The organism is Streptomyces sp. NPDC002623 (assembly GCF_053592635.1).
The window spans coordinates 1-20,988 of record NZ_JBSFWB010000022.1 but is presented as its reverse complement, the minus strand read 5'-3'; the positions used below and the strand labels follow the sequence as shown (position 1 = coordinate 20,988).

The 20,988-nt window shown below is 70.2% G+C and carries 18 protein-coding genes and 1 pseudogene; 13 read left to right on the top strand and 6 right to left on the bottom strand.

Translation table 11 applies throughout. The features are described 5' to 3' along the window. Window positions 1-163 precede the first annotated feature (163 nt). The 9 genes from ACWD4O_RS32830 (at window position 164) to pssA (ending at window position 11,096) form a co-directional block, all read left to right on the top strand. Window positions 164-1,969, top strand: a complete 1,806-nt coding sequence (locus ACWD4O_RS32830; RefSeq protein WP_451285478.1) for a 3-hydroxyacyl-CoA dehydrogenase family protein — start codon at window positions 164-166, stop codon at window positions 1,967-1,969. A 118-nt stretch (window positions 1,970-2,087) separates the two neighbouring features. Continuing rightward, the gene (locus ACWD4O_RS32825; protein ID WP_451285661.1) at window positions 2,088-2,921 is read left to right on the top strand and encodes a TetR family transcriptional regulator; all 834 of its coding nucleotides are present in this window, start codon (window positions 2,088-2,090) and stop codon (window positions 2,919-2,921) included. Window positions 2,922-3,343: 422 nt separating this feature from the next. Continuing rightward, on the top strand, window positions 3,344-4,687 hold the full coding sequence (ccrA, locus tag ACWD4O_RS32820) for a crotonyl-CoA carboxylase/reductase (protein ID WP_358803884.1): 1,344 nt from the start codon (window positions 3,344-3,346) through the stop codon (window positions 4,685-4,687). A gap of 17 nt (window positions 4,688-4,704) precedes the next feature. Next, window positions 4,705-6,744, top strand: a complete 2,040-nt coding sequence (locus tag ACWD4O_RS32815) for a protein meaA (RefSeq protein WP_351905132.1) — start codon at window positions 4,705-4,707, stop codon at window positions 6,742-6,744. Then, the gene (locus ACWD4O_RS32810) at window positions 6,741-7,706 is read left to right on the top strand and encodes an HpcH/HpaI aldolase/citrate lyase family protein (protein WP_451285475.1); all 966 of its coding nucleotides are present in this window, start codon (window positions 6,741-6,743) and stop codon (window positions 7,704-7,706) included. Before ACWD4O_RS32815 ends, ACWD4O_RS32810 begins: the two co-directional genes overlap by 4 nt. A gap of 4 nt (window positions 7,707-7,710) precedes the next feature. Further along, window positions 7,711-8,223 (top strand): MaoC family dehydratase, encoded by a 513-nt coding sequence (locus tag ACWD4O_RS32805; protein ID WP_451285473.1) that lies wholly within the window; start codon window positions 7,711-7,713, stop codon window positions 8,221-8,223. Then, the gene (locus ACWD4O_RS32800) at window positions 8,223-9,428 is read left to right on the top strand and encodes an acyl-CoA dehydrogenase family protein (protein ID WP_451285471.1); all 1,206 of its coding nucleotides are present in this window, start codon (window positions 8,223-8,225) and stop codon (window positions 9,426-9,428) included. The genes ACWD4O_RS32805 and ACWD4O_RS32800 overlap by 1 nt, the downstream gene beginning before the upstream one ends. Window positions 9,429-9,598: 170 nt before the next feature. Beyond that, window positions 9,599-10,255, top strand: a complete 657-nt coding sequence (locus ACWD4O_RS32795) for a phosphatidylserine decarboxylase (RefSeq protein ID WP_351905144.1) — start codon at window positions 9,599-9,601, stop codon at window positions 10,253-10,255. A 22-nt stretch (window positions 10,256-10,277) separates the two neighbouring features. Further along, complete coding sequence (gene pssA / locus ACWD4O_RS32790; protein WP_351905573.1) at window positions 10,278-11,096, top strand: CDP-diacylglycerol--serine O-phosphatidyltransferase; 819 nt, start codon at window positions 10,278-10,280, stop codon at window positions 11,094-11,096. A gap of 167 nt (window positions 11,097-11,263) precedes the next feature. Here the strand turns inward: pssA and ACWD4O_RS32785 are convergent, their stop codons facing one another. After that, on the bottom strand, window positions 11,264-12,382 hold the full coding sequence (locus tag ACWD4O_RS32785; protein ID WP_451285659.1) for a glycerate kinase: 1,119 nt from the start codon (window positions 12,380-12,382) through the stop codon (window positions 11,264-11,266). Between the two features lie 221 nt (window positions 12,383-12,603). Here ACWD4O_RS32785 and ACWD4O_RS32780 point away from each other — a divergent pair, with 221 nt between their 5' ends. The 4 genes from ACWD4O_RS32780 (at window position 12,604) to ACWD4O_RS32765 (ending at window position 16,644) form a co-directional block, all read left to right on the top strand. Continuing rightward, the gene (locus tag ACWD4O_RS32780) at window positions 12,604-13,695 is read left to right on the top strand and encodes an ADP-ribosylglycohydrolase family protein (RefSeq protein WP_451285657.1); all 1,092 of its coding nucleotides are present in this window, start codon (window positions 12,604-12,606) and stop codon (window positions 13,693-13,695) included. Further along, entirely contained in the window at window positions 13,692-14,240 is a 549-nt protein-coding gene (locus ACWD4O_RS32775; RefSeq protein WP_451285469.1) for an NUDIX domain-containing protein, read from the top strand. Before ACWD4O_RS32780 ends, ACWD4O_RS32775 begins: the two co-directional genes overlap by 4 nt. A gap of 67 nt (window positions 14,241-14,307) precedes the next feature. Further along, the gene (locus ACWD4O_RS32770; RefSeq protein ID WP_451285467.1) at window positions 14,308-15,045 is read left to right on the top strand and encodes an SIR2 family NAD-dependent protein deacylase; all 738 of its coding nucleotides are present in this window, start codon (window positions 14,308-14,310) and stop codon (window positions 15,043-15,045) included. 204 nt (window positions 15,046-15,249) lie between these two features. Continuing rightward, a complete protein-coding gene (locus ACWD4O_RS32765; RefSeq protein ID WP_451285465.1) occupies window positions 15,250-16,644 on the top strand; it encodes a WD40 repeat domain-containing protein in 1,395 nt (464 codons plus the stop codon). Window positions 16,645-16,646: 2 nt separating this feature from the next. Here the strand turns inward: ACWD4O_RS32765 and ACWD4O_RS32760 are convergent, their stop codons facing one another. The 5 genes and pseudogenes from ACWD4O_RS32760 to ACWD4O_RS32740 form a co-directional block, all read right to left on the bottom strand. Further along, window positions 16,647-17,177 carry a methylated-DNA--[protein]-cysteine S-methyltransferase gene (locus tag ACWD4O_RS32760; protein WP_451285655.1) on the bottom strand — a complete coding sequence of 177 codons (531 nt, stop codon included), beginning with the start codon at window positions 17,175-17,177 and terminating at the stop codon, window positions 16,647-16,649. A 57-nt stretch (window positions 17,178-17,234) separates the two neighbouring features. Beyond that, window positions 17,235-18,713 carry an AlkA N-terminal domain-containing protein gene (locus ACWD4O_RS32755; RefSeq protein ID WP_451285463.1) on the bottom strand — a complete coding sequence of 493 codons (1,479 nt, stop codon included), beginning with the start codon at window positions 18,711-18,713 and terminating at the stop codon, window positions 17,235-17,237. 91 nt (window positions 18,714-18,804) lie between these two features. Then, on the bottom strand, window positions 18,805-19,272 hold the full coding sequence (locus ACWD4O_RS32750) for a DUF7144 family membrane protein (RefSeq protein ID WP_451285461.1): 468 nt from the start codon (window positions 19,270-19,272) through the stop codon (window positions 18,805-18,807). Continuing rightward, window positions 19,269-20,555, bottom strand: a complete 1,287-nt coding sequence (locus tag ACWD4O_RS32745) for a hypothetical protein (protein ID WP_451285459.1) — start codon at window positions 20,553-20,555, stop codon at window positions 19,269-19,271. Before ACWD4O_RS32745 ends, ACWD4O_RS32750 begins: the two co-directional genes overlap by 4 nt. A 130-nt stretch (window positions 20,556-20,685) precedes the next feature. After that, window positions 20,686-20,988: pseudogene (locus tag ACWD4O_RS32740) on the bottom strand (dihydrolipoyl dehydrogenase); the annotation flags it as partial.

Genomic DNA, 20,988 nt, shown 5'->3' with positions numbered 1-20,988 from the left:
CGGGGCGTGTGCACGCCCACGGCGACGGCACCGGGCGTGTGCGCCTGCAGCCCGACTACACCCGCACTGCTTTTTCCGCACCCGGTGCGCCCAGGCCTCGCAGAGGTCCCTTCGGCGCACCCGGGCGCGTTCCCAGTCGTCACCCTCAATCTGGAGTCCCGCGATGGTCGCTCCCCTGTCCGACACCCCTCTGTCCCCGCTCCGGACGATCGCCGTCATCGGCCTCGGCACCATGGGCACCGGCATCGCCGAGGTCCTGGCCAAGGCCGGCCGCGAGGTGATCGGCGTCGACGTCAGCGAGGAGCTGACCGCGCGGTCCCTCGCCGTGCTGGCGGCCTCCACCGACCGCGCCGTGCAGCGCGGCCGGCTCACCGAGCAGGAGCGCGGGGCCCTCCTGGCCCGGGTCCGCGTCTCCACCGACCTGCGCGACGCCGCCGACGCCGACCTCGTCATCGAGGTGGCGCCGGAGTCGTACGAGATCAAGCAGCAGATCTTCCGCGAGCTGGACGGGATCGTGCGTCCCGAGACCATCCTCGCCACCGGCACCAACGCGCTCTCCGTCACCCGGCTCGCCGCCGACTCGGCCCGCCCCGAGCGGGTGCTCGGCCTGCACTTCTTCAACCCGGCGCCGGCGATGAAGCTGGTCGAGGTCGTCTCCTCGGTGCTGACCGCGCCCGCCGCCGTCACCGCCGTCACCAACCTCGCCCTCGACCTCGGCAAGGAGCCCGTCGCGGTCGGCGACCGGCCCGGCTTCGTCGCCGACGGCCTGCTGTTCGGCTACCTCAACCAGGCCGCCGCGATGTACGAGGCCCGGTACGCCTCCCGGGAGGACATCGACGCGGCGATGCGGCTGGGCTGCGGCCTGCCGATGGGCCCGCTCGCGCTGCTCGACCTGATCGGCGTCGACACCGCCCGTACGGTCCTGGAGGCCATGTACGCCGAGTCCCACGACCGGCTGCACGCCCCCGCGCCGATCCTGGGGCAGCTCAGCGAGGCGGGCCTGACCGGCCGTAAGTCGGGCCGCGGCTTCTACACCTACGAGGCCTCCGGCAGCGCGACGGTCGTCCCGGACGCGCTGACGCCCCTCTCCGGCGTGGCCGGGGCCGTCGGCCGTCCGGTCGGCTCCGTCGGCGTCGCCGGCTCCGGCACCATGGCCTCCGGCATCGCCGAGGTCTTCGCCAAGGCCGGCTACGACGTCGTCCTCGCCGCCCGCAGCGAGGAGAAGGCGCAGACCGCCAAGGCCCGTATCGGCAAGTCGCTTTCGCGCTCGGTCGACAAGGGGCGGCTGACCGCCGAGGCCGCCGCGCAGATCCTGGACCGGATCACCCCGGCCGGCTCCTACGACGCCTTCGCCGACGTCGATCTGGCGCTGGAGGCGGTCGCCGAGGACCTGGAGGTCAAGCAGCAGCTGTTCGCGACGCTGGACAAGGTGTGCAAGCCCGGTGCCGTCCTCGCCACCACGACCTCCTCGCTGCCGGTCGTCGCCTGCGCCCGCGCCACCTCGCGCCCGCAGGACGTGATCGGGATGCACTTCTTCAACCCGGCGCCGGCGATGAAGCTGGTCGAGGTCGTCCGCACGGTGCTGACGGCCGAGGACGTCCACGCCACGGTGCGCGAGGTGTGCACACGGATCAAGAAGCACGCTGTCGACTGCGGCGACCGCGCGGGCTTCATCGTGAACGCGTTGCTGTTCCCGTACCTCAACAACGCGATCAAGATGGTGCAGGAGCACTACGCGTCACTCGACGACATCGACGCCGCGATGAAGCTGGGCGGCGGCTATCCGATGGGCCCCTTCGAGCTGCTGGACGTCGTCGGGCTCGATGTCTCGCTCGCGATCGAGAAGGTCCTGCACCGCGAGTTCCGCGACCCGGGACTCGCTCCGGCGCCGCTCCTGGAGCATCTGGTGGCCGCGGGCTGCCTCGGCCGCAAGACCGGCCGTGGCTTCCGCGAATATGCCCGCCGCTGAGCGGGACGGCGACTGGTTCACCGACGACCGGGACTGGGGCGGGCTGCTCGACCCCACCGGCGGACCCCCGCCCGCAGAGGGCGGGGGAAACCCCGGACACGCGCACCGAGCTGCGGACATGCAGTACGTTCGGGTCATGTCCCAGCCCGCCAGGTCCTCACGTACACCAGCCACGCCCGACGCGCCGGAGAGCGCCGCAGGCACCCGCGCGGCCGCCCAGCGGCTCAAGATGCGCCGAGAACTGGCGGCCGCGGCCATGGAGCTGTTCTCCACCAAGGGGTACGAGGCGACCACCGTCGACGAGATCGCGGCCGCGGCCGGGGTCGCCCGCCGCACCTTCTTCCGCCACTTCCGCTCCAAGGAAGAGGCGATCTTCCCCGACCACGACGACACCCTGATCCGGGCCGAGGCGGTGCTCAACGCGGCCCCGGCGCACGAGCATCCGCTCGACACGGTGTGCCGGGGCATCAAGGAGGTCATGAAGATGTACGCGGCCCGGCCGGAGATCTCGGTCGCCCGCTACAAGCTGACGCGCGAGGTGCCCACCCTGCGCGAGGCGGAGATCGCGTCGGTGGCCCGCTACGAGCGCCTCTTCACCCGCTATCTCCTCGGCCACTTCGACGAGCACGCGCACGACGACGACGCCAACGACGACCCGCTGCTCGCCGAGGTCGCCGCGTCCGCCGTGGTCACCGCCCACAACCACGTCCTGCGGCGCTGGCTCAGGGCGGGCGGCCAGGGCGACGTCGAGGCCCAGCTCGACCACGCCTTCGCGATCGTCCGCAGGACGTTCGGGACCGGCATCGGCGCCGGCCGCAGCACCGTCGGCGCCCCTCAGCAGGCCCCGGCGACGCTCTCCGCGCAGGGCGAGGTGCTGGTGACGGTGGCCCGCACCGACGCGCCGCTGGACGAGGTCATGCGCGCCATCGAGCAGGCTCTCAAGGAGCGCTGAACCACCCCGAGCTCCTTCGACCGCTGTGACGACGGCCACCCCACCGGGTGGCCGTTTTGGCATGTCAGAGCCCGTTTTCGCGCACCTTTCATACCCCGTTCGATCGATCATCGCTCATTTGTTACGTAAAGATTTCAGCTGAGAGGAAGTTCTGGCACTCAGTGCCTTGCGAGGTGACACGCGGTGTCATACGTTGAAGGTGTCCGGGCGGCCGGCGTGCAGAGACCTTTCGTACGTCGGCTGTCCCCGCAATCTCATGGATTGCGCGCCCGGACGCCTGCGTCACAGGCAACCTCCCGCGCCACAAAGCGCTGCCGAACAGCACCACCGCCGAACCGACGGCACTTCCCCAAACCCCTCAGCAGCACCGACGTAACCCTCAGAGCCCCGCCCTCAGGGCGCTCACCGCCGGAGGCAACACCGTGACCACAAAGGACATTCTGGACGCGATCCAGTCGCCGGACTCGACGCCGGCCGACTTCGCCGCCCTGCAGCTCCCCGAGTCGTACCGCGCGATCACCGTGCACAAGGACGAGACGGAGATGTTCACGGGCCTGGAGACCCGCGACAAGGACCCGCGCAAGTCGCTCCACCTGGACGAGGTGGCCGTGCCCGAGCTCGGCCCGGGCGAGGCCCTGGTGGCCGTGATGGCCTCCTCGGTCAACTACAACTCCGTGTGGACCTCGATCTTCGAGCCGCTGTCCACCTTCGGGTTCCTGGAGCGCTACGGCCGGCTCAGCGAGCTCACCAAGCGGCACGACCTGCCGTACCACGTCATCGGCTCCGACCTCGCGGGCGTCGTCCTGCGCACCGGCCCGGGCGTCAACGCCTGGAAGCCGGGCGACGAGGTCGTCGCGCACTGTCTGTCCGTCGAGCTGGAGTCGTCCGACGGCCACAACGACACGATGCTCGACCCCGAGCAGCGCATCTGGGGCTTCGAGACCAACTTCGGCGGCCTCGCCGAGATCGCGCTGGTCAAGTCCAACCAGCTGATGCCGAAGCCGGACCACCTGTCGTGGGAGGAGGCGGCGGCCCCCGGGCTCGTCAACTCCACCGCCTACCGGCAGCTGGTCTCCCGCAACGGCGCCGGGATGAAGCAGGGCGACAACGTGCTGATCTGGGGCGCCAGCGGCGGACTCGGCTCCTACGCCACGCAGTTCGCGCTGGCCGGCGGCGCCAACCCGATCTGTGTCGTCTCCTCGCCGCAGAAGGCCGAGATCTGCCGGGCCATGGGCGCCGAGGCGATCATCGACCGCACCGCCGAGGACTACCGGTTCTGGCGGGACGAGCACCACCAGGACCCCAAGGAGTGGAAGCGCTTCGGCAAGCGCATCCGGGAACTCACCGGCGGCGAGGACGTCGACATCGTCTTCGAGCACCCCGGTCGCGAGACCTTCGGCGCCTCCGTCTACGTCACGCGCAAGGGCGGCACGATCGTCACCTGCGCCTCGACCTCCGGCTACAACCACGAGTACGACAACCGGTACCTGTGGATGTCGCTGAAGCGGATCATCGGCTCGCACTTCGCCAACTACCGCGAGGCCTGGGAGGCCAACCGGCTGGTCGCGAAGGGCAAGATCCACCCGACGCTGTCGAAGGTCTACTCGCTGGAGGAGACCGGCCAGGCCGCCTACGACGTGCACCGCAACCTCCACCAGGGCAAGGTCGGCGTGCTCGCGCTGGCCCCCGAGGAGGGTCTGGGCGTGCGCGACGAGGAGAAGCGCGCCCAGCACATCGACGCCATCAACCGCTTCCGCAACATCTGAGACTCCTGAGGTCATCGATGACTGAGCGTCAGAAGGACCGGCCGTGGCTCATGCGCACGTACGCCGGTCACTCCACGGCCGAGGCGTCCAACGAGCTGTACCGGCGCAACCTCGCCAAGGGCCAGACCGGTCTGTCGGTCGCGTTCGACCTGCCCACCCAGACCGGGTACGACTCCGACCACATCCTCGCCCGCGGCGAGGTCGGCCGGGTCGGCGTGCCGGTGGCCCATCTCGGTGACATGCGCAGGCTGTTCCAGGACATCCCGCTGGAGCAGATGAACACCTCGATGACGATCAACGCCACCGCCATGTGGCTGCTGGCGCTCTATCAGGTCGTCGCCGAGGAGCAGGGCGCCGACATCACCCGGCTCCAGGGCACGACCCAGAACGACATCGTCAAGGAGTACCTGTCCCGGGGCACACACGTGTTCCCGCCGGGGCCGAGCCTGCGGCTGACGACGGACATGATCGCGTACACGGTCTCCCACCTGCCGAAGTGGAACCCGATCAACATCTGCAGTTACCACCTGCAGGAGGCCGGGGCCACGCCGGTGCAGGAGATCTCGTACGCGATGTCCACGGCGATCGCCGTGCTGGACGCCGTCCGGGACTCCGGGCAGGTGCCGGCCGAGAAGTTCGGCGACGTCGTCGCCCGGATCTCGTTCTTCGTCAACGCGGGCGTCCGCTTCGTCGAGGAGATGTGCAAGATGCGCGCCTTCGGCCGCATCTGGGACCAGGTCACCCGCGAGCGCTACGGCATCGAGGACGCCAAGCAGCGCCGGTTCCGCTACGGCGTCCAGGTCAACTCCCTCGGCCTGACCGAGGCGCAGCCGGAGAACAACGTCCAGCGGATCGTGCTGGAGATGCTGGCCGTGACGCTGTCGAAGGACGCACGCGCGCGTGCCGTGCAGCTGCCCGCCTGGAACGAGGCGCTCGGCCTGCCCCGGCCCTGGGACCAGCAGTGGTCGCTGCGCATCCAGCAGGTCCTCGCCCACGAGAGCGACCTGCTGGAGTACGAGGACATCTTCGAGGGCTCGCACGTCGTCGAGGCGAAGGTCGCGCAGCTGGTCGAGGACTCCCTCGCGGAGATGAAGCGGATCGAGGCCATGGGCGGGGCGATGGCCGCCGTCGAGTCCGGCTACCTCAAGTCTCAGCTCGTCTCCTCGCACGCCGAGCGCCGGGCGCGGATCGAGTCCGGCCAGGAGAAGATCGTCGGCGTCAACGTCTTCGAGACGACCGAGCCCAATCCGCTGACCGCCGATCTCGACACGGCGATCCAGACGGTCGATCCGGCGGTCGAGACCCGTGTCGTGGCCGCCCTGCAGAACTGGCGCGACACCCGCTACCAGCCGCCCTTCAACCACCCCCGCCCGTGCAAGGCGCTGGAGCGGCTGAAGGAGGCCGCGAAGGGCACCGGCAACCTCATGGAGGCCACCCTGGAGTGCGCCCGCGCCGGGGTCACGACCGGCGAGTGGGCCGGGGCGCTGCGCGAGGTGTTCGGCGAGTTCCGGGCGCCGACCGGCGTGTCGTCGGCCCCGGTCGCGGTGCCCGCGGAGGAGGGTTCGGCCATGGCCGACGTCCGCCGCCGGGTCGAGGCGACCGCGCAGGACCTCGGCGTCGGCAAGCTGCGGTTCCTGGTCGGCAAGCCCGGTCTGGACGGGCACTCCAACGGCGCCGAGCAGATCGCCGTACGCGCGCGTGACGCCGGGTTCGAGGTGGTCTACCAGGGCATCCGGCTGACGCCCGAGCAGATCGTGGAAGCCTCGCTGGAGGAGGACGTCCACGCCGTGGGCCTGTCCATCCTCTCCGGCTCGCACGCCCAGCTGGTCCCGGACGTGCTGGAGCGACTGCGTGTGGCCGGTGCCACAGACATACCCGTGATCGCCGGTGGGATCATTCCGAACGGAGACGCCGAACAGCTGAGGGCTGCGGGCGTGGCCGCGGTCTTCACCCCGAAGGACTTCGACATCACCGGAATCATCGGCCGCATCGTCGACGAGATCCGCAAAGCGAACAAGCTCGCCCCCCTGCCCGACCCTCTGGAGGTCCCCGCATGACCACGCCCGTCAACCGTCTGCGCCCGCGACGCTCCTGTCTCGCGGTACCGGGCAGCAACCCCCGCTTCCTGGAGAAGGCGCAGGGACTCCCGGCGGACCAGGTGTTCCTCGACCTCGAGGACGCGTGCGCGCCGCTCGCCAAGCCCGACGCGCGGCACACCATCGTCAAGTTCCTCAACGAGGGCGACTGGACGGGCAAGACGCGGGTGGTCCGGGTCAACGACTGGACGACCGAGTGGACGTACCGCGACGTCGTGACGGTCGTCGAGGGGGCCGGCCCGAACCTCGACTGCATCATGCTGCCGAAGGTGCAGAACGCCCAGCAGGTCGTCGCCCTGGACCTGCTGCTCACGCAGATCGAGAAGACGATGGGCTTCGAGGTCGGCAGGATCGGCATCGAGGCGCAGATCGAGAACGCCCAGGGCCTGAACAACGTCAACGAGATCGCGCAGGCCTCGCCGCGCATCGAGACGATCATCTTCGGCCCGGCCGACTTCATGGCGTCGATCAACATGAAGTCGCTGGTCGTGGGCGAGCAGCCGCCCGGCTACCCGGCGGACGCCTACCACTACATCCTGATGAAGATCCTGATGGCCGCCCGCGCCAACGACCTCCAGGCGATCGACGGCCCCTATCTGCAGATCCGCAACGTGGAGGGCTACCGCGCGGTCGCCCAGCGCGCCGCGGCGCTCGGCTTCGACGGCAAGTGGGTGCTGCACCCGGGCCAGGTCGAGGCGTCCAACGAGATCTTCTCGCCGTCGCAGGACGACTACGACCACGCCGAGCTGATCCTGGACGCGTACGACTACTACACGTCCGAGGCCGGCGGCAAGAAGGGCTCGGCGATGCTCGGCGACGAGATGATCGACGAGGCCAGCCGCAAGATGGCCCTGGTCGTGTCGGGCAAGGGCCGCGCCGCCGGCATGAAGCGCACCACCACGTTCGAGATCCCGGAGGCGTGACGCGATGCAGTTCGGGCGCACCTACGAGGAGTTCGAGGTCGGGGCGACGTACAAGCACTGGCCGGGAAAGACGATCACGGAGTACGACGACCACCTCTTCTGTCTCCTCACCATGAACCACCACCCGCTCCACATGGACTCCAACTATGCGGAGAAGACGACGGACTTCGGCAAGAACGTCGTCGTGGGCAACTACGTCTACTCCCTCCTGCTCGGCATGTCCGTGCCGGACGTCTCCGGCAAGGCGATCGCCAACCTGGAGATCGAGTCGCTCAAGCACGTGGCGCCGACCTTCCACGGCGACACGATCTACGGCCAGACGACCGTGCTCGACAAGTGGCCTTCGAAGTCGAAGGACGACCGCGGGATCGTGTACGTCGAGACCAAGGGCTACAAGCAGGACGGCACGCTCGTGTGCGTGTTCCGCCGCAAGGTGATGGTGCCGACCGAGACGTACATCAAGGAGCGCGGCGGCGAGCAGCCCGGCCGCCCGGAGCTCAAGGAGCAGGAGAAGTAATGGCACGCCTGGCTCAGACCGCCGGTCTCACCGACGTCCAGCAGGAGATCCTCTCCACCGTCCGCGACTTCGTGGACAAGGAGATCATCCCGGTCGCGACCGAGCTGGAGCACCGCGACGAGTACCCGCAAGCGATCGTGGACGGCCTCAAGGAGCTGGGCCTGTTCGGTCTGATGATCCCCGAGGAGTACGGCGGTCTGGGCGAGTCGCTCCTCACCTACGCGCTGTGCGTGGAGGAGATCGCCCGCGGCTGGATGTCGGTCTCCGGCATCATCAACACGCACTTCATCGTGGCGTACATGCTCAAGCAGCACGGGACGCAGGCGCAGAAGGACGAGTACCTGCCGCGGATGGCGGCCGGCGACGTCCGCGGCGCGTTCTCGATGTCGGAGCCGGGCCTCGGCTCGGACGTGTCGGCGATCACCTCGAAGGCGGTGAAGGACGGCGAGGAGTACGTCCTGAACGGCCAGAAGATGTGGCTGACGAACGGCGGCACGTCGTCCCTGGTGGCCGTCCTCGTGCGAAGTGACGAAGGACACCCGGAGGGCACCGCGCCCCACAAGTCGATGACGACCTTCCTGATCGAGAAGGAGCCCGGCTTCGGTGAGGTCCGCCCCGGCCTGACCATCCCGGGCAAGATCGAGAAGATGGGCTACAAGGGCGTCGACACCACCGAGATGATCATGGACGGGCTGCGGCTGCCCGCCGACCGCGTGCTCGGCGGGGTCACCGGCCGAGGTTTTTACCAAATGATGGACGGCGTCGAGGTGGGCCGCGTGAACGTGGCGGCGCGTGGCTGCGGCGTCGCCCAGCGTGCGTTCGAGCTCGGCGTCCAGTACGCCCAGCAGCGGCACACGTTCGGCAAGCCGATCGCCCAGCACCAGGCGATCCAGTTCAAGCTGGCCGAGATGGCTACCAAGGTCGAGGCCGCCCATGCGATGATGGTGAATGCTGCACGCAAAAAGGACTCCGGGGAGCGAAACGACCTCGAGGCCGGCATGGCGAAGTACCTGGCCTCCGAGTACTGCAAGGAGGTCGTGGAGGACGCCTTCCGGATCCACGGGGGCTACGGTTTCTCCAAGGAGTACGAGATCGAGCGCCTCTACCGGGAGGCCCCGATGTTGCTGATCGGTGAAGGCACCGCCGAAATCCAGAAAATGATCATCGGACGCAGACTGCTCGAGGAGTATCGGTTCCAGGGCTGATTGTCCGGGTTGGGGGTGTTTTCTTCGAGAAGAAGATCACACCCTGTCAACTTCCCTCAGCCGTCGACTCGGCTTCCTGGCTTACCCAGTTGTGGCCCCGAACCGCTACCATCGCGGAAAGCCGCCGTCCCCCCGTCGAAGCGCGGCATCATCCGCTACGAAGGTCATCCATGCCCCACAGCCAAACCTCTGCACACCGCGACAGCCTGGTGGGCGCACGCCTCGCGCGCGGAGCATCGCCGTGGCTTCTGCCGACCGTCGCCACCGCAGCCGTCAGTCTTCTGCGCGCCCGCCGCTCGGGCGTGGCCAAGGCCGTCGCCGTGCCCGCCACCGCTCTCGCGGCGGGCATGCTGTGGTTCTTCCGCGACCCCGAGCGCGAGATCGCCCAGGGCCGGGTCATCTCCCCGGCCGACGGTGTGGTGCAGAGCATCATGCCGTGGAAGGACGGGCGCACCCGGGTCGCGATCTTCATGAGCCCGCTCAACGTCCACGTCAACCGCGCGCCGCTGGCCGGCACGGTGACGTCCGTCGAGCACATCCCCGGCGGGTTCGTGCCGGCGTTCAACAAGGAGAGCGAGAACAACGAGCGCGTCGTCTGGCACTTCGACACCGAGCTCGGTGACATCGAGATGATCCAGATCGCCGGCGCCGTCGCCCGCCGTATCGTCCCCTACCTCCCCGAGGGCACGAAGGTCGAGCAGGGCGAGCGGATCGGCCTGATCCGCTTCGGCTCCCGCGTCGACATCTACCTGCCCGAGGGCGTGGAGGTCGCGGTCGAGGTCGGGCAGAAGACCACGGCGGGGGTGACTCGCATTGACCGTGATTGACCCGGAGACACAGGCCGGCTGGGTGCCGGAGGCCGACGAGGTGGACGAAGAGGAGGAGATGCCCCTCTCTCTCCGCCTGTCGATAGCGGACACCCTCACGCTCGGCAACGCCACGTGCGGCTTCATGGCGGTGTACTTCACGACCACCGGCATCCTGATCCCGCATCTCACCGACAGCCAGGAATCCGGCATGGCGCGCAACAGCGCGGCCACGGCGGTCATCCTGATGCTCTGCGCGGCGGTCTTCGACCTGTTCGACGGCCTGGTCGCGCGCAAGCTGCGCTCCTCCCCGATGGGCGCGGAGCTGGACAACCTCTCGGACCTGGTCAGCTTCGGCCTGGCGCCGGCGTACTTCGTCCTCGTCTACGGCATGGTGGCGGACGACGCCTACCAGCGGGTCGCCGCGGTCGGAGCGATCGTGGTGCTGCTGGCGGTGGTGCTGAGGCTTGCGAGATTCTCGTGCGTCACGGTCAAGGACGGCACCTTCCAGGGCATGCCGTCGCCGTTCGGCGCGTTGACGGTCGTCTCGATCGTGCTCCTCGAGCTGCCCTTCGCAGCGACGCTGATGGCCATCCTGGGCACCGCCTGGCTGATGGTGAGCCGCGTCGAGTACCCGAAGCCGCGCGGCCGGCTCGCCGGCGCGATGCTCTCCTGGATCGTGCTGTCGATGGGTCTGCTGGCGGCCTGGGCGTTCGACGCCCCGGGCGGTCAGCTCCTGCTCCAGACGGGCTGTGCGCTCCAGCTGGTCATGGGTGCGGTCATCCCGCTGTTCGCCACGGCCCGCCGGGTGAACAACTTCCGCGACAACCGACGTGAGGCCCGGGCGGCGCAGGCCCCCTGATCCTCGTCCCCTCGCGAAACGGGTGTGGCCCGAGCCTCTTCAGGCTCGGGCCACACCCGTTTCGCATGCCGCTGTGCATACCGCGTGCTCAGCCGCGGTGCTCGGCTGAGATGCTCAGCCGAGGTACTCACCAGCGGCGCTCGGCCGCTGGCGCTCAGCCCTGGCGCTCAGGTGAGAAAGTCCCGCGCGATCCGCTCCGCGACCCGCTCCAGGATCGGTCCGGCGTCCGTGATGCAGGTGGCGACGTCGGGTTCGACGTCGGTCAGCGGGTACGCCCGGCGGATCCCGGCCCGCCCCAGCTCCACCGGCGGCAGGGCGAGCCGGCCGCAGACCGCGACGACCTCCTTGCCGGCCGCGCGGGCGGCCGCGGCGACGCCTGCGGGGGCCTTGCCGTGCAGTGTCTGCTCGTCCAGCGACCCCTCGCCGGTGATCACCAGCTCGGCCCGCTCCAGCGCCGGCGCGAAGCCGAGCACATCGAGCATGACCTCGATTCCCGCGCGGAAGCGGGCGCCGACGAGCAGCGCTCCGTAGCCGATGCCGCCCGCGGCGCCCGCGCCCGGCGCGGCGGCGTACTCCGCGGCCTTCGACCCGAGCTCCGCCTCCAGCACCTTCGCGTAGTGCGCGAGGGCCGCGTCCAGTGCCTCGACGTCGTCCGGCGAGGCGCCCTTCTGCGGCCCGTAGACCGCCGGTGCGCCCTTGGGACCGGTCAGCGGGTTGTCGACGTCGCTCGCCAGGACCAGTTCCACGGCGGAGAGGCGGGGGTCCAGTCCCGACAGGTCCGCGCGGGACAGCTCCGCGAGGCCGCCGCCGCCCGGCGCCACCGGCTCGCCCTCCTCGTCGAGGAACCGCGCGCCGAGCGCGGAGAGCATGCCCGCGCCGCCGTCCGTGGTCGCGCTGCCGCCGACGCCGAACACGATCGTCCGCACACCGGCGTCCAGGGCGGCGCGCAGCAGCTCCCCGGAGCCGTACGTCGACGCCGTGAGCGGTGCGTAGACGCCGGCCGGGAGTCTTTGCAGTCCGCTCGCCTCCGCCATCTCCACGACCGCGGTGTCGCCGCGCACCGCGAAGGCGGCGGTGACCTCGTGCCCGAGGGGCCCGGCGACCCGCACCTCCCGGCGCTCGAAGCCGGCCGCGACCGCCGCGGCGACCGTCCCGTCACCGCCGTCGGCGACGGGCAGGGCCTCCACCTCGACGTCCGGCACGACCCGGCGCAGCCCGGCCGTCACCCGCTCGGCGACCTCCACGGCCGTCAGCGAGCCCTTGAACTTGTCCGCGGCCACGAGCACCCGTCGGGTGCCCTGCGCTGCAGCGTCCGCCACCTTGCATCCCCTTGCTCTTCGGGCCCCCCACGCACATCGGGGCCAGTCGCGCCGCTGCGACCATAACCGGCGGACGACCCCGCCGTCATGCGGTGCCCGGACCCTGGAACAAGCCTGAGCGCCGTCTGTGGGGCCGTCGAAACGCGCGTGCGCCCGGAATCGGGTAGACCGGAGGCATGACCGCAGCCATGACGGCGGTGGGCGGCAAGGCGGAACTCGCCGACCGCGTCCTCGGAGGCTGGCTCGGCCGGATCGCGGGCAACATGCTCGGCAAACCGGTCGAGCAGGGCGAGGTGTGGACGCGCGAGCGCATCGACGGCTATCTGCGGCGGGCCGACGCCCTGCCGCTCACCGACTACCTGCCCGAACCGGCCACCGAGGAGGACGCCCGGCGGCTGCGCCCCGAATGGCGCAGTTGCGTCCGCGGCCGCATCCACGGCAGCTGCCGCGACGACGACGTCGACTACGCGATCCTCGGCCTGGACCTGCTGGAGACGCACGGCTTCGACTTCAGCACCGAGCAGGTCGGCGACCTGTGGCTGCTGCGACTGCCGTTCCTGCAGACGTTCACCGCCGAGCGCGCCGCCTACCGCAACCTCGCCAACGGCCTCAAGCCGCCGCTGACGGCCACCTACGACAATCCGTACCAGGAGTGGATCGGCGCCCTGATCCGCGCCGACGTCCACGGCTGGACCTGCCCGGGCCGCCCCCACCGCGCCGCCTCGCACGCCGGCCGGGACGCAGTGCTCTCGCACACCGGCAACGGTGTGTACGGCGCGATGTTCGCGGCCGCGCTGATCTCGGCGGCGTTCACCGCGCCGACGGTGCGCCACGCGCTGGACGCGGCGCTGGCCGTCGTCCCGCCGCGCAGCCGCCTGGCCCGTACCGTGCGCCGGGCCGTCGCCCTCCACGACAGCGGCCTGGCCTGGGAGGACACCCTCACAACGCTGGACCGGGAGACGGCGGGCCTCGGCTGGATCCATGTCGTCCCGAACATCGGCGTCCTCACCGCCGGGCTGATGTACGGCGACGGCGACTTCACCCGCACCGTCGCACTCACCGTGCGCGGCGGCCTGGACACCGACTCCAACGGGGCGACGGCCGGTTCGGTGGCCGGCGTCCTGACCGGCGCGCGGGCGATCCCGGCCCACTGGAAGGACCCGCTGCAGGACACCGTGCGCAGCGCCGTGTCCGGCTTCGACGGCGCGCGCATCAGCGAGCTGGCGGAACGGACGGTACGGCTGGCCGACGGCCCGACGCCCCCTACCCTTCCTGCATGAGCACCTCCAGCAGGCCCGACAGCAAGTCCGGCAACAGGCACGACAACCGGCACGACAACCGGCCCGACTTCGCCGCGTACGTGGCGTCCCTGCCCCGGGTCCTGGCCGGCGCCGCCGCGCTCTTCCGCGACGCCGAGGGGCGCGTCCTGCTCGTCGAACCCAACTACCGGGCGGGCTGGGCGCTGCCGGGCGGCACGATCGAGTCCGACGAAGGCGAGAGCCCGCGGCAGGCCGCGCGCCGCGAGACGCTCGAGGAGATCGGCCTCGACCGCCCGCTCGGGCGGCTGCTCGCGGTGGACTGGGTGCTCGGCCCGGGCCGCCCGCCGCAGGTGGCGTATGTGTACGACGGCGGCGTCCTCGGCGCGGACGACCTCGGGGCGATCCGGCTGCAGGAGTCGGAGCTGCTGTCCTGGCGGCTGGTCGGGCGCGAGGAGATCACCGACTTCCTGCTCGGCTCACTGGGCCACCGGGTCCTGTCCGCGCTGGACGCCCTGGCCGAGGGCTCGGTGACGGCGGAGCTGGAGAACGGCCGCCCCGCCCACTGACCTCTCCTCGCCGTCCACCCCGATATCCGCTCGCGGCCCTCGACTCCCCCGACCTACGCTCGCACCCATGAGCAAGCCCCTTGTCGCCATTCTCAGCGGGGCCGGGGTCTCCACGGACTCCGGCATTCCCGATTATCGCGGTCCGAACGGTGTGTGGCGGAAGGATCCCGAGGCCGAGAAGCTCGTCACGTACGAGTACTACATGGGCGATCCGGAGATCCGGCGGCGGTCCTGGCAGCTGCGGCGCAGGAACCGGGCCCTGACGGCCGAGCCGAACGCCGCGCACCGGGCCGTCGTCGACCTGGAGCGCTCCGGCGTGCCCGTGCGGGTGATCACGCAGAACGTGGACGGGCTGCACCAGCTCGCCGGCCTGCCCGCCCGCAAGGTGCTCGAACTGCACGGCACCGCACGGCAGTTCGTGTGCACCGAGTGCCATGTGCGCGGTCCGATGGAGGACGCCCTCGCCCGCGTCGAGGCCGGTGAAACGGACCCGCCGTGCCTGGAGTGCGGCGGCATCCTGAAGTCGGCCACGGTGATGTTCGGCCAGCGCCTGGACCCGGTGGTCCTCGGCGAGGCCGTCGCCATCACCAAGGCCTGCCAGATCTTCGTCGCCGTAGGCACCAGCCTCCAGGTGCAGCCCGCCGCCGGGCTGGCGGGCGTCGCCGCCGACCACGGGGCCCGGCTGATCATCGTCAACGCCGAGCCGACGCCGTACGACGACCTCGCCGACGACGTCGTCCGCGAGCCGATCGGGACGGCCCTGCCGAAGCTGCTGCGGGAGCTGGGCGCCGACGGCGGCGAATAGGCCCTGGTATCACGCCGGGTAGCACGCGATAAGGCTTCTGTCGTACAGCGTTGACGGTAGTCGGCAGAAGCTGTCGCGCCATCTCGGAGAAGAAGACGGCCCAGAGTGACCGCAGCGTCCTGAGGGAATTCCCGGCGCCTCGACAAGGCTGGCCAGGAAACGGGGCGCGGAGCATACTGGCGGGCGATTCTTCCGGGGGGCGGCATGAGCGGAACGCTGACGATGATCGCCTGGTGCGATCCGGGACGCCGCTGGGCCAGGTACTCATGGGCCGGAATCTGGGTCGGTGTCCTCGAGATCAGCAGAGAACGGCTGACGTATCGCATGGAACGGCGGGAAATGGTCGCCGCCGACTTCTCCTCCGCTGAACTCGTATGGCTGAAGTCGGCGAAGTTCACCGCCGCCCGATTCGACCTGCACACCGCCGACGGGTCGTACCGGTTCTATTTGAGCCCGCCGGGAAACGACGCGCCCCCGCCCTCCCCCGACATCATTCAGTCGATATCTACATCCCTCAACCACATCAGTCCGCTCGGCTATCTGGACGGTGCTCTCGGAGCGGTGGGGGACGCCTCGGGCGTGCTGAGCAACGCGATCTCCTTACCGGGAGCGGTCGCCCAGCTCCGCACCGGAAATCGCAACGAACAGCTCATTCGCGATCTGCTGTCCGGCGAGGACGGCGGTCCCTCCCCGGTCGCCCCGGACGTCCCACCGCCGCTGTTCCAGTTCGCCCGGGGCGATGACGACACCTGGGGCTGTGCCGTCCGCTTCGGGCCCCGAGGCGCGCTCGCTGCCTGTGCGCACAGCGATGGAACGATCAGGTTCTGGGATTCCGCGGACGGCAGGCCGATTCGAACGCTGAAGGCGTACGACAAATCCGACTGCTCGATCAAAAGCATGGAGTTCAGTGCGGACGGCCGCAAACTCCTCGTCGCCGGCGATCAGGAAGCTGTTCTTCTCTGGGATGTGCTGGCGGGGACGCTGGTGGCTTCTCTCGTGCATGACGAGGAGGTGAGCAGCGCTTCGATGGACCGCCGTTCCGATTGGTGCGTCACCGTGTGCGACGACTTGACGACCAGGGTCTGGAACCTGCGCACCCGGCGGATCGATCGTGAACTGCGGACGTCGTCGGACCGGGCCGTCACGTTCTCGCCGTCCTCCGAGCGCTTCGCCACCATTGGCCTCGACGGGCTCTACAGTTATGCGAGCCTTTCCGATCCGCGCCCCGCCCGTGATGAGGATGTCGGGGACGGGCTGCTCCACCTGGTCGCTTTTTCCCGGCAGGACCTTATCGCCGTCGCCGACATGGTGGGAGACATCTTCGTGTTCGGCGCGGATCTGGAACGACGGCTGGCGCACATCTCCCATGGTTCGCGAATGGAGTCGTTGGCTTTCAGCCCCGATGGACAGCTGATCCTGGGCGGGGACTCCGAAGGGGAGATCGCCGCATGGGACGTCCACACCGGGAACAAGGTGTTTCAGGTGTCCGGTGAGTACGAGGTGTCGGCCGCCGCCTGGAGCCCGCAGGGCGACCGTATCGCCACGGCCTGCTTGAACGGGCTCCTGATGTGGCGGATTCCGCGATCGCCCGGCCGGTGAGGCTAGAACAGCGTCGTTTCGTCCGGGGCGGCACCGCTCTCGAAGTCCAGCAGGCGCTGTTTGCGCTCCAGGCCGCCGCCGTAGCCGGTGAGGCTGCCGCCGGCGCCGATCACCCGGTGGCAGGGCACGACGATGCCGACGGGGTTCTTGCCGTTGGCGAGGCCCACGGCGCGGGAGGCCGACGGATTCCCGAGGGCTTCGGCGAGTTCTCCGTAGGTGCGGGTCTCACCGTACGGGATCTTCTGCAGTTCGGCCCAGACGGTGCGTTGGAACGGGGTGCCGCGCAGGCGGAGTTCGAGGGTGAACTCCTTCAACTCGCCTGCGAAATAGGCCTCCAGCTGGGTCTCGGTCTCGCCGAACAGCGTGTCGTCGCGGGGGCCGAAGGTCTCCTCCGGTGGACGGTGGCGCTGTTCGGTCATGTAGAGGCCGCACAGGACGCCGTCGTCGGCGACGAGGGTGAGGGGGCCGTACGGGCTGCCGATGATCGTGTGCCGTTTCTGCTGCTTCTTTTGCTGCTGCTTTTGCTGTTGCAGCTGTTGTAGCCGTTGTTGCTCCTGCTGCGGCGATTGCTGCTGGTTCACTGAACGTCCTTATACAGGAATGAAGTTGATCGGGTGGCTGTCGGTCGCCCAGAGGTACTGGACGGCGTACGCGCGCCAGGGTCGCCAGGCCGCCGCGCGGGCGGTGAGCGCCGCCGGGGTGGAAGGCAGGCCCAACTCCTGGGCCGCACGCCGGATTCCGAGGTCCGTGGGGAGAAACGCGTCGGGGTCGCCGAGAGCGCGCATCGCGATGACGTCGACCGTCCAGGGGCCGAAGCCGGGCAGGGCCAGAAGGCGGGCGCGGGCCTCGGGCCAGTCGCTCTCCACGCCCAAGTGCAGTGTGCCGTCCGCCAATTGCCCGACGAGAGTGGTGAAGGTGACGCGGCGGGTGCGGGGCATCGCCAGGGACTCGGGGTCCACGGCGGCGAGTGCCTCGGGGGCCGGGAAGAGGTGGGTGAGGCCGCCTTCCGGATCGTCGACCGGTTCGCCGTGCGCGGTGACCAGACGGGCCGCGTGGGTGCGGGCGGCCGCGGTGGAGACCTGCTGGCCCAGCACGGCGCGTACGGCGAACTCGGCCTCGTCGACCGTGCGCGGCACCCGGCGGCCGGGCGCCTTGTCCACCAGGGGCGCGAGCAGCGGGTCCGTGCGCAGTTGGTCGTCGACGGCGACCGGATCGGCGTCCAGGTCGAGCATGCGCCGGCAGCGGCTGATGGCGACGGTGAGATCGCGCAGGTCGCTGAGGGTGAGGCGGCAGCCGATGTGGTCGGGGTTCGGGGTGAGCGCCACGATGCCGTGCCCGTAGGGCAGTCGCAGCGTGCGCCGGAACGCTCCGTCGCGCCACTCCTCCACGCCCGGGACGCCGGTCGCGGCGAGGTGCCCGAAGAGGTTGTCGGGGTTGAGGGGCGCGCGGAAGGGGAGGCGGAGCGTGAGTGTGCCGGGAGCGGCCGGGCGGGTCGAGGGGTTCTTCCGGGGGACGCGGGCGCGGAGTTCGCTCGGGGACAGTGCGAAGACCTCGCGCACGGTGTCGTTGAAGGTGCGGATGGAGGCGAAGCCGGCGGCGAACGCCAGGTCCGCCATGGGGAGTTCGGTCGTCTCGATGAGCAGGCGTGCGGTCTGCGCGCGCTGGGCGCGGGCCAACGCGAGCGGCCCTGCGCCGAGTTCGGCGAGGAGTTGGCGCTCCACCTGGCGGGTGCTGTAGCCGAGGCGGCCGGCGAGGCCGGGCACGCCGTCGCGGTCGACGACTCCGTCGGCGATCAGCCGCATGGCCCGGGCCACCAGGTCGGCGCGCTGGTTCCACTCCGGGGAGCCCGGGGTGGTGTCGGGACGGCAGCGCTTGCAGGCGCGGAAGCCGGCCTGCTGGCAGGCGGCGGCGCTCGGGTGGAAGACCATGTTCTCGGGCTTGGGCGGCGCCACCGGGCAGCTGGGCCGACAGTAGATTCCGGTGGTCAGGACGGCGGTGAAGAACCAGCCGTCGAACCGCGCGTCCTTCGACTGCACGGCGCGCACACAGCGCTCGCGATCGGTGTACATCCCGTTCTGCATACGTTCAGCATCGCCCGGCCGCCGACCCGGCGCTGGCGAGAATCCGACATCGACCTCATGTGTGCTGCACCGCGGCCGGTCAGATCTCGGATCTCTGCCATGACGCCAGTGACCAGATGACGAACACGTCGATCGCCATGACGACGACCGACCAGAGCGGCTCGTACGGCAGGAAGAGGAACTGGGCGACCAGGCTGAGCGCGGCCAGCAGGATGCCGGTGAAGCGGGCCCAGGTCAGCTCCTTGAGGAGGGCCGCGCCGGTCGCCGCCGCGACGGCGCCGAGGACGATGTGGATCCAGCCCCAGCCGGTGAGGCTGAGCTCGTAGACGTAACTGCCGACGCGGGCGTAGACGTCGTCGTCGGCGACGGCCGCGATGCCCTGGAGGACGGCGAGCACCCCGCTGCACAGCATCAGGACGCCGGCGAAGACGACGCCGGCGCCGGCCCGGTCGTCGTGCGGGGCCGCCCGGCGTGGTCCGCCGCGCGGGGTGGACCACGCGGTGCCGATCTCTCCGTGCGGGTCGCCGGTCGGGGTCTGCGAGCTCATGCGGGGCTGTCCTTTCGGCGGGGCCGGGTCGCGAGGAAGTCGACGACGCCCAGCGCGAAGAGCAGGGCGAGGGCCAGGCCGACGACGACCCAGCCGGTCGGGTACGGCCACAGGAGAAAGGCCAGGACGGCACCCGCGGCCAGGATCCAGGTGATCCAGGTGCGGTAGCGGTCGACGAACGGGCCGACGGGACCGGTGCGCAGGCCCGCGTGATCGGCGGTCGCGCGCACGGCGCCGATGCCCGAGTGCCAGAGCTGCCGTACCAGCGCGGCATGGCGGCCGGGCCCGGTCAGCCAGGCGGCGAGGGCGATCACCACACCGAGGGCGACCACCGACCGCACGGAGGTGCGCAGGAAACGGATGAGCGTGTCGTACACGGACCCGGCGGCCGGCTGGGAGACGCCGGCCGGGAGAGCGTCCAGGTAGACGACCCGGAAAACGGTCAGCGCGACGCCCAGGAGGAGGGTGGCGAAAGCGAAGCAGAGCGCGGCGACGATCAGGACGCGGCGGCGGTGCGTCGAGAGCAGAACGCCTGCCGCCACCAGCAGGACCGCGATCACGGGCAGCCAGAAACCGGCCAGCTGGAGCAGCCGGAAGTAGGTCTTGACCTTGCCGATGTCCTCGGACTCGACGACCGTGAAGTTCGTGTGGATCTCGGGGATCTTCCCCGCGACCGTCATCCCGGAGTCGACCAGCCGTTGCTTGACCTGGTCGACGACCGGGGCGAGGTCGATGGTCACCGTGTCGTTCTCGATCTTCACCGCGCCGCCGCCGCTGCCCGTGAGGGCCTTCTCGACGGAGCTGTGGATCCGGCGGTTGGCGTCGACCCAGATCTTCTCGAAGGCGTCGGAGGCCACGACCGCCTGGGCCTTGTCGTGCACGAAGCTGCGGACGGCGCTCTCGAGCGAGGGACCGAGCCTGCCGAGGGCCTTCTCCAGCAGCGGACGCTGGGCCGGGGCCACGTCCTGCAGAAGTGCGGTGAGGTCCAGGCGGTCCATCACCGCGTTCGTCACGCGGGTGGCGGCCGCGTTCTGGACATCCTTGTCGGAGGCCAGCGGGCGGACGGTGTCGACATAGCGACCGGTGTCGCCCACGATGCTCGAGGTCCAGGCCGCCACCAGGCCCAGCGGGGCCAGGACACAGCCGAGGACGATGAGGACGACCGCGACGATCGAGCGGACCCGGTGGTGGGTGGGCCGACGGGTGCGCTCCTCCTCCAGCGCCGCGATGCGGGCCCTGAGTGCCTCCAGCTCCGCGTCGGCGGGGTCACCGCTTTCCGGCATGGTGGGCTCCCTCGCCGTCGGTCCGGTCCGGGGTCGGGCCGGTGGATGCCAGCACATCCCGGCCGTACGGCGACGGCGAGCGTGGCGGTGCCGTTCGGGTGAACGGCACCGCCGGAGGCGGTACGCGGAGCTACATGTTGATCATGTGGCCGGCCAGGCCGTGCACCGCTTCCTTGACGGCTTCGCCCAGGGTCGGGTGGGCGTGGACGTTGCGGGCGACCTCGTGGACGGTGAGGTCCCACTGCTGGGCCAGGGTCAGCTCGGGCAGGAGTTCGGTGACGTCGGGGCCGATGAGATGGCCGCCGATCAGCTCGCCGTGCTTCGCGTCGCTGATCAGTTTCACGAAACCGGTCGCGTCGCCCAGACCGTGCGCCTTGCCGTTGGCGGTGAACGGGAACTTCGCGACCTTGACGTCGTAGCCGAGCTCGCGGGC

Excerpts from the sequence above, each read along its gene's own strand:
- ACWD4O_RS32825 (WP_451285661.1), top strand. The coding sequence starts at position 2,088 with ATGCAGTACGTTCGGGTCATGTCCCAGCCCGCCAGGTCCTCACGTACA.
- ACWD4O_RS32745 (WP_451285459.1), bottom strand. The coding sequence starts at position 20,555 with ATGCCGGAAAGCGGTGACCCCGCCGACGCGGAGCTGGAGGCACTCAGG.
- ACWD4O_RS32770 (WP_451285467.1), top strand. The coding sequence starts at position 14,308 with ATGAGCAAGCCCCTTGTCGCCATTCTCAGCGGGGCCGGGGTCTCCACG.
- ACWD4O_RS32795 (WP_351905144.1), top strand. The coding sequence starts at position 9,599 with ATGCCCCACAGCCAAACCTCTGCACACCGCGACAGCCTGGTGGGCGCA.
- ACWD4O_RS32775 (WP_451285469.1), top strand. The coding sequence starts at position 13,692 with ATGAGCACCTCCAGCAGGCCCGACAGCAAGTCCGGCAACAGGCACGAC.
- ACWD4O_RS32780 (WP_451285657.1), top strand. The coding sequence starts at position 12,604 with ATGACGGCGGTGGGCGGCAAGGCGGAACTCGCCGACCGCGTCCTCGGA.
- ACWD4O_RS32765 (WP_451285465.1), top strand. The coding sequence starts at position 15,250 with ATGAGCGGAACGCTGACGATGATCGCCTGGTGCGATCCGGGACGCCGC.
- ACWD4O_RS32750 (WP_451285461.1), bottom strand. The coding sequence starts at position 19,272 with ATGAGCTCGCAGACCCCGACCGGCGACCCGCACGGAGAGATCGGCACC.
- ACWD4O_RS32805 (WP_451285473.1), top strand. The coding sequence starts at position 7,711 with ATGCAGTTCGGGCGCACCTACGAGGAGTTCGAGGTCGGGGCGACGTAC.
- ACWD4O_RS32755 (WP_451285463.1), bottom strand. The coding sequence starts at position 18,713 with ATGTACACCGATCGCGAGCGCTGTGTGCGCGCCGTGCAGTCGAAGGAC.
- ACWD4O_RS32810 (WP_451285475.1), top strand. The coding sequence starts at position 6,741 with ATGACCACGCCCGTCAACCGTCTGCGCCCGCGACGCTCCTGTCTCGCG.
- ACWD4O_RS32800 (WP_451285471.1), top strand. The coding sequence starts at position 8,223 with ATGGCACGCCTGGCTCAGACCGCCGGTCTCACCGACGTCCAGCAGGAG.
- ACWD4O_RS32830 (WP_451285478.1), top strand. The coding sequence starts at position 164 with ATGGTCGCTCCCCTGTCCGACACCCCTCTGTCCCCGCTCCGGACGATC.
- ACWD4O_RS32815 (WP_351905132.1), top strand. The coding sequence starts at position 4,705 with ATGACTGAGCGTCAGAAGGACCGGCCGTGGCTCATGCGCACGTACGCC.